This window comes from Ectobacillus funiculus (genome assembly GCF_004138295.1).
GTDB lineage: Bacteria > Bacillota > Bacilli > Bacillales > Bacillaceae_G > Ectobacillus > Ectobacillus funiculus.
In genome coordinates, this window is record NZ_SCFM01000009.1 from 36,634 (window position 1) to 48,950 (window position 12,317).

At 43.9% G+C, this 12,317-nt stretch carries 12 protein-coding genes; 7 read left to right on the forward strand and 5 right to left on the reverse strand.

What is annotated here, in order from left to right:
• Positions 1–5 precede the first annotated feature (5 nt).
• From nuoN to EP737_RS08465, 6 genes are all read left to right on the forward strand, one after another.
• Positions 6–1,520, forward strand: coding sequence for an NADH-quinone oxidoreductase subunit NuoN (gene nuoN / locus EP737_RS08440; protein WP_281278883.1), 1,515 nt, complete (start codon positions 6–8; stop codon positions 1,518–1,520).
• A gap of 321 nt (positions 1,521–1,841) precedes the next feature.
• Positions 1,842–2,078: a DUF1146 family protein gene (locus EP737_RS08445; protein ID WP_129727641.1), complete on the forward strand. Its 237-nt coding sequence runs from the start codon at positions 1,842–1,844 to the stop codon at positions 2,076–2,078.
• 98 nt (positions 2,079–2,176) lie between these two features.
• Entirely contained in the window at positions 2,177–2,890 is a 714-nt protein-coding gene (locus tag EP737_RS08450) for a YwmB family TATA-box binding protein (RefSeq protein WP_129727533.1), read from the forward strand.
• Positions 2,891–2,931: 41 nt separating this feature from the next.
• Entirely contained in the window at positions 2,932–4,239 is a 1,308-nt protein-coding gene (gene murA, locus EP737_RS08455) for a UDP-N-acetylglucosamine 1-carboxyvinyltransferase (RefSeq protein WP_129727534.1), read from the forward strand.
• 444 nt (positions 4,240–4,683) lie between these two features.
• The gene (gene spoIID, locus EP737_RS08460; protein ID WP_129727535.1) at positions 4,684–5,709 is read left to right on the forward strand and encodes a stage II sporulation protein D; all 1,026 of its coding nucleotides are present in this window, start codon (positions 4,684–4,686) and stop codon (positions 5,707–5,709) included.
• Positions 5,710–6,092: 383 nt separating this feature from the next.
• The gene (locus EP737_RS08465; RefSeq protein WP_129727536.1) at positions 6,093–7,679 is read left to right on the forward strand and encodes a sensor domain-containing diguanylate cyclase; all 1,587 of its coding nucleotides are present in this window, start codon (positions 6,093–6,095) and stop codon (positions 7,677–7,679) included.
• A gap of 519 nt (positions 7,680–8,198) precedes the next feature.
• Here EP737_RS08465 and modB read toward each other — a convergent pair.
• From modB to EP737_RS08490, 5 genes are all read right to left on the reverse strand, one after another.
• Entirely contained in the window at positions 8,199–8,855 is a 657-nt protein-coding gene (gene modB, locus EP737_RS08470) for a molybdate ABC transporter permease subunit (protein ID WP_129727537.1), read from the reverse strand.
• A 9-nt stretch (positions 8,856–8,864) separates the two neighbouring features.
• Positions 8,865–9,671, reverse strand: coding sequence for a molybdate ABC transporter substrate-binding protein (gene modA / locus EP737_RS08475; protein ID WP_129727538.1), 807 nt, complete (start codon positions 9,669–9,671; stop codon positions 8,865–8,867).
• Between the two features lie 235 nt (positions 9,672–9,906).
• Positions 9,907–10,455, reverse strand: a complete 549-nt coding sequence (locus EP737_RS08480; protein ID WP_425455872.1) for a flavodoxin domain-containing protein — start codon at positions 10,453–10,455, stop codon at positions 9,907–9,909.
• Positions 10,456–10,474: 19 nt separating this feature from the next.
• A complete protein-coding gene (locus tag EP737_RS25975; RefSeq protein WP_205650902.1) occupies positions 10,475–10,885 on the reverse strand; it encodes a flavodoxin domain-containing protein in 411 nt (136 codons plus the stop codon).
• A 152-nt stretch (positions 10,886–11,037) separates the two neighbouring features.
• Complete coding sequence (locus EP737_RS08490; RefSeq protein ID WP_205650903.1) at positions 11,038–11,664, reverse strand: molybdopterin-dependent oxidoreductase; 627 nt, start codon at positions 11,662–11,664, stop codon at positions 11,038–11,040.
• 225 nt (positions 11,665–11,889) lie between these two features.
• On the opposite strand from EP737_RS08490, the gene EP737_RS08495 reads away from it, so the two are divergent.
• Positions 11,890–12,276 (forward strand): MarR family winged helix-turn-helix transcriptional regulator, encoded by a 387-nt coding sequence (locus EP737_RS08495; RefSeq protein ID WP_129727539.1) that lies wholly within the window; start codon positions 11,890–11,892, stop codon positions 12,274–12,276.
• Positions 12,277–12,317 lie beyond the last annotated feature (41 nt).

Here is a 12,317-nt window from a genome sequence, read left to right on the forward strand (position 1 = left end):
TGGATATGCAGACACTTTTAGGTTATCAGTGGAGCTTAATGACACCAGAGTTTATTGTTGTCATTGCAGCTATCCTTCTATCGATCCTTGATTTGCTGCTAAAGGATTCCTTTAACCGTCAGCATTTCGCATATGGAGCGTTTGGAGCAAGTGTGCTCGCGCTCGTTTCGCTTATTTTGCTATATCATCAAGCAACTGCTGATATTTTGGAGGGCACATTTGTCTTAGACGGATTTGCCAAGGCGTTTAAAACCTTGCTGCTAGTCGGGGCAGCGCTTGTCTTCCTCCTTGCCGCCAGCGGGGAGAAAAAAACACCAATTGAGGATAAGGGCGAGTATTATTACTTGCTGCTAACAGCGCTTCTGGGTGCGATGTTTATGGCATCAAGTGCCGATCTGATTACGCTGTTTGTCGGACTGGAGCTGCTATCACTGTCCTCCTTCATTCTTGTCGGCATCCGTAAGCGCAGCCAGGCATCCAATGAGGCCGCGATGAAATACGTGATTAATGGCGGTATTTCAACCGCAATTACATTGTTTGGCTTTAGCTATCTGTACGGACTTACGGGTTCCACAAATATTATTGCGATGCGAGAGGCGTTGGCCAATCTTTCTGATGGCAGCATGCATCTCCTGCTGGCATTTGCCTTCCTGCTGACGTTTGTTGGCCTATCGTTCAAGCTTGCGACAGCACCGTTTCATATGTGGGCGCCTGATGTATATCAAGGTGCAGCAACCCCAGTTACCGCCTTTTTAGGAACGGTATCGAAGCTTGCCGGCTTTGTTATCATGATGCGCCTGTTCATTATGGTTTTTGCGGTCGTACCAGATGTAACAGGTAAACAGTCACTGTCTGCGAGCATGCAAATGTATATCGCGGTTTTGGCTGCGATTACGATGATTGTCGGCAATACAATTGCCCTAAAGCAGCAAAATGTAAAGCGTTTGTTTGCTTATTCGGGCATTGCACATGCGGGATACTTGCTTGTACCGCTGCTCATGCTTTCACCGTTCACGCTCGACAGCATGTGGTTTTATATGCTTGCTTACCTGCTCATGAATATCGGTGTGTTTGCTATCATCCATGGCTTGCAGCGACAAAATGGCAGTGAAGGCTTTGACCTGTTTGCTGGCTTGTTTCAACGCTCGCCATTTGCAGCGGTGGCGATGACGATTTTCATCCTTTCGCTTGCGGGCATCCCGGGCACGGCTGGTTTTATCGGGAAAATTAACATTTTTATCGGGGCATTTGTTATCGAACCAGGGCATTACGTACTGCCATCCATTATGATGGCAACAACAGTTGTCTCGTTTGTGTATTATTTCCGCATCCTGCAGCAAATGTTCTTCCGCAAGCCGGAAGGTGACCAAAAGCTAAAGATACCATTGAATGTGAATGTTGTTATTACACTTTGTGCGGTGCTGACACTCTTATTTGGGATTCTGCCGGCAATTGGCTATCAATTCTTCTATGAAAACTTCCCGCTGCTGAAAGATTTCTTTTTTACAGGAGCAGAATAGTGGTAAAATAGAGAAAAATAAAGAAAAATCGCTGATTGGCGAGCCGTTAGGCGAAGACAGAGGCGTAGTTGCACTTACACTTTGCTTCTAAATTTTCAACTGCGTCAAATTTGCTGCTAGCTGGAAATTTAGACTTTCTGAAAGTGCAAAAAGGTGTAGAGATAAACTCTACGCTTTTTCTTTGTGTATAACAAACCGATACAATTTTATTACCACGTCTCCCACATGAAAATAACAATTTCATAACTAGGCGAGTTAGTATAAAATAAACAAGGAGGTGAGACCGTTCGCCAAAATTTGGATGTTTTTTGGCAACGGTATATTATGCAAATTTTCGGGCAGCAAGCACTTATTGCCATTGTGCTGCATTTACTGTTTATTGCACTTACCTGGTGGGCGCTGCAGGGCATCCACTTCGAGAATTTGATGAAAAAAGGAAAGATTGCGCAAACGAGGGTGCTTCTAATTTTATTGACCATCGCAATCGGTTCGTCAGTGAGCAGATTCTTTTTGGATTATCTCGGGTACTCTAACAGTCTCACATATCTCTTTAAGTAAAAGCTGGAATACTCTTTAATGTAGTTTTTGTCGAGCTTTTAGTGGTATGTATTGTTTCTTCCTCGTCCAAAATGGAGATAAAGGGGAGTGGGGAAGAGATGAAAAAGGGAATACAACTGCTAGCGGTAATTTTGGTGGGAGTCTTGGCTTGTTTTTTGGGTTATACGCGTATTGAAGCACAAGAGCCGGTGGAGAAGCTTGAGAAGATGATTGCGGTCGTGGAGGCAAATGGAGCGACTGTGGAGCAGTGGTCTTGGCTTGCAAAAGAAGAGCTTGATTCAGTACAAGATGTACATACATTTTATAAACTGTTAGATAGCTTGGCTGAGAAGAAAGTGGCAGCCGATTGGAAAGTCGAGCAGTCACCTGAAGGTTACAAGGCAATAGCGGTAAAAAAATTTACTCATTATCAAGAAAGATTGGTTGTCACGTGGGCAAAAGAGAATACTAAGGACGAAACCTTTATTACATATGAAGTAAAGGGGACAGAGTGGGACGACGCAATTTTAAAAAAAATGCATAAAATTTTTAGACAAAATCCTGCAACTTTCACTTGTGTTCAAGCTGTTTTCAATGATAAGATTGAAGGTGTTTTGCAAAATAAGGCAGCTGAAATATTGAAAGATTTATCTGCTACGCCGATTGAGTCTTTAGAGGAAATAGCATTCGTCTCCGTCTCCGCATATACTGAGGAGTGGAAAGACGCTCTTGCGGTAAATAGAGAGAAAATGAATGTGCAAGTTGCGCTGCGCAACACTGACAACAAGACAACTGTTGTGGTTGGCACACCAATTATTACATCTGAGTATTGAATAGATAGTGTACAAAATTAAGGACACGGAGGGGAATACCTTTGGAAAAGATCATCGTCCGCGGCGGAAATAAGCTAAGCGGTTCTGTACGCGTAGAAGGCGCGAAGAATGCTGTATTGCCAGTTTTAGCCGCAGCTCTATTAGCAAGTGATGGGAAAAATACGATATGCGATGTGCCAGCTCTTTCCGATGTATATACAATCAATGAAGTCTTGCGTTATTTAAATTGTGACGTTGTGTTTGAGAACGGTCAAGTCATCATCGATGCATCAAAAGAGCTGAACATTGAAGCACCATTTGAATATGTACGGAAAATGCGTGCGTCTGTTCTTGTAATGGGACCATTATTGGCCCGGAAGGGTCGCGCGCGCATCGCATTGCCTGGCGGCTGCGCAATTGGCTCTCGTCCGATTGACCAGCATTTAAAGGGCTTTGAAGCAATGGGTGCGAAGGTGAAAGTTGGAAATGGATTTGTTGAGGCATATGTAGACGGAAGATTGCATGGAGCAAAAATTTACTTAGACTTCCCGAGCGTAGGAGCAACAGAAAACATCATGTCTGCTGCTGTATTAGCGAAAGGAACGACAATCATTGAAAATGCCGCAAAAGAACCGGAAATCGTAGACCTTGCAAACTTCCTAAATGCTATGGGTGCTCGTGTACGCGGTGCTGGCACAGGTACGATTCGCATTGAGGGTGTTGAGACACTATTTGGAGCGGTTCATCATGTTATTCCTGACCGTGTAGAGGCTGGTACATTTATGGTAGCGGCAGCTATTACGGGAGGAAATGTTTTAATTGAGAACGCCGTACCAGAGCATCTAAGTCCTATTAGTGCGAAAATGAAAGAAATGGGCGTTATCATTATCGAAGAAGAAGAAGGCTTACGTGTCATTGGACCGGAGAAATTAAAGGCGGTAGACATAAAAACAATGCCTCATCCAGGCTTCCCAACAGATATGCAGTCACAAATGATGGCATTATTATTAAAAGCGGAAGGCACAAGCATGATCACAGAAACGGTGTTCGAAAACCGTTTTATGCATGTAGAGGAATTCCGTCGCATGAATGCCGATATCAAAATTGAAGGACGCTCTGTTATTATGAGCGGACCATGTGAGCTTCAGGGCGCAGAAGTGGCAGCAACAGACTTGCGCGCAGCAGCAGCTCTTATCCTTGCAGGCCTTGCTGCACCAACAGGCTACACGCGGGTAACAGAACTAAAGCATCTTGATCGCGGCTATGTGAATTTCCACGGCAAGTTGGCTGCGCTTGGCGCTAATATTGAGCGCGTGAAAGAGGAAGCGCAGCAAACAGCAGAAAAAACGATCTCTGATCTTCATGCGTAATTGAAGGGCAGCTTTTATACTTTTGGGGGGTCAAAGGTATAGAGGCTGTTTTTCTTTTGCACTTATAAGAAAGTATACATTTCTAGCTGGATGCTAATTCGACGTAGCGAGAAATTTTAGGGATCAAATATTAAGTGCAACTACGCCTTTGTCTTCGCCAATCAGCAAGTAGCATTCCTTTGCAGCTATTGCCCAGCCTGCTCCCTCATTGTGATCTCTTCTTATACGTTCTAAAACTCTCTTAATTCTGTTACTATTGTTATAGTCAAGATGTATACATAATATTCTAACAATGTGAAAAAATCGTGAAAGAATTTCTGACGTTCTAAAAGCTCGTCCTTTTCCATAAGATGAAAGTGACACTTCAGATAGCAGGGGGTTCATCCTGCGCGAAACCGGGTTTCTGAACCTGTGTTGGATCTATTTTCGTGACGGAGGGCCAGTATGAAGCTAACAAAGCCAATTTTTATGTTTGTGTCTGTTCTCGTTCTGTTAGTCATTGTTGTACCGAGCTTGCTGGTGCTTCCCTACCATATGGGAACAAAGCAGCCAGCAACAGGGAAGGAAGCTGCTCCTACTGCCGCTTCTGCCGCTAATGTTCCGCAAACTGTCACAAGCAATGTTGAGGTAGCGGTATATAGAACCAAGCAAAAAACGGTGGAACATGTACCTCTTGAGGACTATGTCGTGGGAGTAGTTGCCGCCGAGATGCCATCAGACTTCGAAATAGAGGCGTTAAAGGCGCAGGCACTCACCGCTCGCACCTTTGTTGTAAAACGGATGGTAAACGGCGCAGTGCTGCCAAACAAGGCGGACGTCACTGACACAGTCGACACACAGGTGTATTACAGCCTGGCCGATTTGAAAAAGCAGTGGGGGCAAAGCTATAACTCAAAAATTGAGCGGATCCAAAAAGCGGTGCGCGCAACGGCAGGACAAGTATTAACCTTTGACGGACAACCGATTACTGCCTCTTTCTTCTCTACAAGCAATGGCTACACAGAAAATGCAGAGGACTATTGGGGCAATCCCGCTCCATATTTAAAAAGTGTAGATAGTCCTTGGGATAAGGATACCCCGAAATTCTTGAGCGAACAAAAAGTCAATGTAGCTGACTTTGAAAAGAAGCTTGGTGTGCAGGTGCTTACAAATGGGAAGGTCGGAAATATTACAGAACGAACATCCGGCCAACGCGTAAAAACCGTCAGCTTTAGCGGGAAGCAGCTGAGCGGAAGAGAGGTAAGGGAAAAGCTCGGGCTTCGCTCCTCGGACTTTACGTGGAAGCAGGAGGGCAGCCAAATTGTCATTACGACAAAGGGCTACGGACATGGCGTCGGTATGAGCCAATATGGCGCAAACGGTATGGCGAAGGAGGGTAAGTCATACACGGATATTGTGCAGCATTATTACAAAGGAATTGAGATTAAAGGTGTAAATGAATATGAGCAGAAGCTTACCGCAAAAAAGTAGTCATGAGACTACTTTTTTTCCGTTTTTATCCTGTTCACATTCATAAGAGACCCCCTAGATTTCCCCAATTGTTTTCGGTAATATGGTATAGACAGTTCAATTTGAGGCATCTGCATGGATAAGCTGTTTGGTGTTTCGATAGATTACGCTGATCGGCGAGTTTTCTTTACGAATAAACAGTGTCCATTATTCATTATGTTAATTATTTTTATGTTAAATTAGTATGGCTTTTGTGCCGCTTTAAGAGAGTATAAATTTCTAACTGGAAGACCATTCGACGTAGCGAGAAATTCGTCAAGAAACTAGATGTTTTCCAAGTGAGAGCAATTCCATTTGTCAGAATCTTCTATCAAAACGTAGATAGATTGAGGAGCACAGGATGCATGAAGGTAAGTAGAAGGTTTAAACTCCAAATTGTTATTAGCGGAATACTTGCGCTATCCATTTTATTCACAGCAGCCATATGGTTATTTGCTTCTTTCCAAGTGAATAAAAAATCTCTAGAAACTAGCTATCTAAAGAATAACTATTGGTACGCCAAAAAGCTAGCCTCTGAGACGAATACGCTATTATCCAGCATGGGTGCAGTATTACAGACCGTTGCAGACCAAGCTGCTTATCATTCTGTAAAGGAAATGCAGGAGGATGTAGCTGCGCTGATGGACAGCAGAGAGCCCTATTTTAACTCCGTATTCATTGTAGACCAAAATAGGGTAGTGCAAGCAGTTAGTCCTTCCGCGACGGGGATTTCTATTGGGCAACAGCTGGATTCGAGTGTCTCCCAGCGCGCGGTGACATTAAAGAAACCGTTTATTTCAACTCCGTATCGAGGGATTACTGAGCGGCTTATTGTCCTAGTTTCCTACCCTATCTTTGATAGATCAGGAGGCTATAAAGGATTTGTAGGCGGTACAATCTACCTTGAAGGAGACAATATATTAAGCAATATGCTGGAGAAGCATTATTATGAGAACGGATCGTATGTGTATGTTGTGGATCGGGCAGGGCATTTGATTTTTCATCCCAATAAACAACGATTAAGTGAAGATGTCTCCGAAAATAAAATAGTAGCTAAAGTGCTAAAGGGTGAGGAAGGCTTTGGCAAGGTAGTAAATACAGAAGGAAAAAGTTTTTTGGCGGGGTATGCGCTTGAAAGTAAAAGCGGGTGGGGGATTGTATCACAAACACCATCGTCGATTACGAATGAACCTATCTGCAATATGATTGTCCGTTCAGTAAAGCTTGCTTTTCCTTTTGTTGTTCTTGTCTGGTTCATTGCCTGGTGGATTTCCCGCCGGATTTCCCGTCCTTTACAGCAGCTGGCCAGTTATACAGAAGAGACGACAAAGACATTGGGACAGCCCCCTGTTCCCATTCCCCGTGTTAGAACGAATATTTATGAAATACAGCAGCTGTTTGAGAGTGTAAAATATTCGAGCCAGCATGTGCATTCTTATTTGAGCCAATTGCAGGAAGAGATTCAGACAGACGGATTAACGGGGATTGCAAATCGGAAAACATTTGATTTTGTCATGAAGGATCTCATGCATAACGACATCCCATTTTCCCTCATTCTTCTTGATATTGACCATTTCAAAAAGATAAATGATACGTATGGGCATCCAACGGGAGATGAAGTAATTAAATTTCTCGCCACGGTTATGCCAGATATAATCCGGGAAGGTGACATGTGCTTCAGATATGGCGGAGAGGAATTTTGTATCATCGTCCTCTATAGTGACGAAGAGGTAGCTGGAAATATTGCAGAGCGTTTGCGGCAAACGATGGAGCAATCAATCAGTCCTGCTGGGATGGCTGTTACCCTATCCTTGGGCATTTCTGCATTTCCAAAGCATGCCGTTTCTCCAAATGAATTGGTGAAGCTTGCGGACAAAGCATTGTACCAATCTAAGCAAGAAGGAAGAAACCGGGTAACGATCTTTTCTCAGAGCTTTTCAGGACATGTATAATGCAGCTCCTTTTGATAAAGTTTCGGAAAAAATATCTGCAAAACAACAGTAAGCGACCTTGCTTATCCTCTTAGGAATTACAAGGTCGCTTACACTATTTCTTCGTTCATTTTATCAAAGCCCTTTCAATTATTTTGTATTGGAGAGAACCGCCTCCTAGAGAAAATTCCTTTGCCTTATCATCAGCTTATTAGCATCACCTATTCTTTCGCTCGCTTTGTTTTTTTACATTTCATCCTTCGTTACTTTAACGGCCTCCTTTCTTTTTAGGTAGTATGTATTGCTTGTACTTATCATACAAGGAAAAGAGCGACTTGTAAATACTAAATATTATAAATTTTCTGAATATTATTAATAATTGTAAAAAAGTGGAAAATGTTTGTCGCTGTTAGGTGAGATGGGAGAGTAGAAGCATAAAGCCATGCAAGAAACCCCATAGGATTTTCCTATGAGGTTCTAGGGCAGAGACGAAGATGGGACTAACAGGAAAACGGCCTGATTGCTTCAAATTCGTTCTGCCTATCTACTTTTAAGCTGTACTGTTAGCAGCATCAGGAACGAGATGAACACTGTGGCGGCCACCCATAGCCAAGCCATCGTCATATTTCCAGAATCAATCGCAACATAAATAGCCGTTGGAACTGTTTGTGTTTTTCCGGGAATGTTGCCGGCAAACATTAAGGTAGCGCCAAATTCCCCTAAAGCTCGAGCAAAACTCAGGATACCGCCAGTCAGCAACGATCTGGATGCTAAAGGCAGAGAGATATACAAAAAAACCTTTAGTGTATTAGCGCCATCTACTGCGGCTGCTTCTTCTATATCAGAATCTACATTTTGAAATCCAGTCTTTGCAGACATATACATGAGCGGAAAGGCAACCACTGTGGAAGCGATCATAGCTGCCCACCATGTAAATATAATCGGCTGTTTAAATAGAAATACAATCGCTTCGCCTAACCAGCTATTCTTCCCAAATATGATAATCAGCAGGAATCCTATCACGGATGGCGGAAGTACTAAAGGCAACATGATCATCGTTTCGATGATTATTTTACCTCTAAAAGGAAACTTCACCATGAGCCAGCTTATAAAGGTTCCTAATATAAAAACAGTTATGCCAGATACAAGGGAAATCTCTAATGATAGTTGAATTGGCTCCCAAAATTCTTTAAACATCCCTTTTCCCTATTCAGCTACAAATCCATACTGTTCTAGTACTTTTAATGCTGCTTTGCTTTGTAAGTATTGATAGAACTCTTCGGCTTCTTTCGGGTGCTTTGTGTCTTTTACAATGCCAACTGGATAGATAATCGGATCATGCGTCTTTGGATCAGCTGTTGCGACTACTTTGACTTTGTCTGAAATTAAAGCATCTGTTTTGTATACAATCCCCGCATCCACATTTCCTGTTTCTACATAACTAAGAACCTGGCGTACATCTTTTGCATATACCACTTTGCTGCTTACTTGATTCCAAAGATTTAATTTTTCTAGCGTTTGTTGTGCATACTGTCCAGCTGGTACTGCTTCTGGTGTGCCTAAAGCAATTTTATCTGCTTGTGTTGATAAATCTGAAAAGTTTTTGATTGATTTCGTTGTGTCCTTCGGTACAATGAGCACTAATTCGTTTCCGACTAAATCAACGCCTTGTTTTTGGTCAATTTGGCCTTCTTTAACGAGCTCGTCAAACTTGTCCTCTGCTGCTGAAAAGAACAAATCTACTGGAGCACCCTGTTTAATCTGTTGTTGTAAAGCACCTGAAGCCCCAAAGTTAAACTTCAGATCAATGTTAGTGTGATCTTTTTCGTAGTTTTTTTCAATATCAGTGAGTGCATTTTGCAAGCTGGCTGCTGCTGAAATAGTCAACTCTACCTTTTCTTTTGAAGCTGCCTCCTTTTTGTTTGTTTGATCGCTCGTGGAACTTCCATTGGAGCAGCCAAACAACAAAGCTGCCATCATAGTACTTACTACTAGATTTAACTTCTTAAACATAAGATACCTCCTAATAATCCTCACTTTAATATTAAGATAAAATTGATTATAACTTATTATAAATAGATATAAAATGAAATTTTTCGCAATTTTAAAAAATTATGAAAAGAGTAGTAAAGAAAACTCGCCGATTAGCGAGCCCTGCCTTTGGGCGAAGACAGAGGTGTAGTTGCCCTTATATTTTGCAATCTCATCTCATTTATAATAGTTCCTCTTTACGCAATGAATCTTGATCCTAGTAAACATCCCTTGCGTATCTCTTAGACTTTGCCATTTCCTTCACATATGCTTCTGCTTCAGCGCTCCACATCCCGCCGTGCTGCTGGATAATGCGCTTCAACATGGATTCCACTTCTTTCGCCATCCTACTTGCATCGCCACAGATGTAGAAGTGCGCACCTTCCTGAAGCCATGCCCAAAGCTCTGCTCCATGCTCCAGCATCCGATCTTGAACATAGATCTTCTCAGCTTGATCACGCGAGAATGCAGTATCTAGCCGCGTAAGAAGTCCGTTTTTTTTGCATGGCCTCCAATTCCTCTTTAAAGTAGAAATCGTATTCAGCGCATTGTCTTGCAGCGCCTGCCAGAAGCCTTCTCCGTTATCAGGGGGATCCCCAGCGCCGAATGTGCTGGCGACCATCAGAACTAACCGCTCCTTAGATAGGTCTGTGATGGAATAGGAATCCATACAGGCAAGGCGAACATCATAACCCACCGCATGCAATTTCTTGGCGCAGCTGTTTGCGGCGCCTTCTGCATTTCCTGTTTGCGAGGCCCACAGAATCGTGGCGAGCGCTTTAGTCTCAACTGTAGCCGTCGCTTCCGCTGCGTGTGTTGATAGGGAAGTCGTTGCTGATGGGGAGCCATTCCCTGCGTGCGGTTAATGCCTTCTCAATTGAGTGAATCCACTCATTGGCTTGTTCTTCAAAATCGGTATCACAATCGACGCGACCTCTAAGGCGCTGAGCCCCAAGCTGCTCTAAACGGATGTCCAGATTGCGTGCAAATCCGCAAAACAGATCGTAGCTAGAATCGCCGAACCCTAGGACGGCGTAGCGAAGATCAGGTAAGCGGGGTGCATTGTCAGCTTGCAGCGCCTGCCAGAAGCTTTCGCCGTTATCAGGGGGATCCCCAGCGCCGAATGTGCTTGCGACCGGATTGGTACAAATGATCCAGCACGCCTTGATGTCTCCAGCGGTCATGCTTTGGAACATAGAAATCGTGCCCGTTCCTACCTCGGTGCGGAGCGATTCCCTAGGGATGCCCTACATATCCTTGATAAAATGGCGGTCATCCTCAACAAGCACGGAGCGCTGCCCGGGTAAGCCGGGCCCCATATAACCTATCTCTCGGCCGCCCATCGTATTCAGCTAACCAGTGAGTGAGAAGGGACCGCTGCCGGGGCGGCATATTTTGCCGGTACCAGATGCAGATAGCAGATCGCGTTGGTATGCCATGTGCCATGCGTGCTTTGATTCAGTCCCATTGTCCAGCAACTCATCCATTCGGGCGACTCGCCAATCCATAATGCCGCTTGACGGATAGCGACTTCGGGGATCCCCGTTATTCCGGCAACCTTATCTGGAGGGTAATCCTCCAGAAATTCGGGCATGGCTTCCCAGCCGGAGGTAAACTCCTCAATAAAGTCTGGATCTGTATGACCATTTTTGACAAGCAAATGTAAAAGACCGTTAAGCAGAGCGAGGTCGGTGCCAGGTCTGATTTGCATAAAGAGCGAGGCCTTATCTGCGGTAGTATTGCGGCGCGGATCCACCACAATCAGTTTGGCTCCCGCCTTGACCCTATCCATGACGCGAAGGAACAGGATCGGATGACAGTCGGTCATGTTTGCGCCAATGACAAAAAACAAGTTCGTACGGTCCATATCCTGATATGAGCCTGGCGGACCGTCCGCTCCGAGCGACAGCTTATAGCCGCTACCGGCGCTGGCCATGCATAAGCGTGAATTGGATTCAATATTGTTGGTGCGCACAAAGCCTTCGCCAGCTTGTTGATGAGATATTGCGCCTCTAATGACATTTGGCCCGATACATAAAAATCAGTACATCTATTTACAATTTAGTTAAAACGAGTTAGAAAATAGATCATAATGGCTTAGAAGCATTGTATTTCAGTTGTTCCAAAATAAGGAATAAAGTACATTAGAGGTTAGAGGTATTGTGTTACGTGAAAGGAGCTGGACATGAAATAGGGACGATTGCCTAAGGAAATTTATGAGCAGCTTGCTCTATTTCGTTATCGAATTCGCAAATTCATTCGATTCAGTGAGGAAGCCGCAAGGGCAAAAGGGCTTACACCTCAGCATCATCAGCTTATGCTGTCGATTATGGGATTTCCCGATCGTGAGTACGCCACGCCAAAAGAGCTGGCAGAGCGCTTGCAAATTACCCCTCATGCATGTGTAGAACTCATTAGGCGGTGTGAGGATTTGAACTTAGTGCAGCGTTTCCCAAATCCAGAGGATAAACGCAGTATTTTCATACAGCTGACGGAATACGGAATGAGGCTGCTAGACGAGTTGTCTGAAATTCATCTAGATGAGTTAACGAGAGCTGGTTTGCTTGTTTTGCATCATGGTAATTAACGTTCGGGAGAATGAAAATTGGCTCCTTCAATTATGAATTG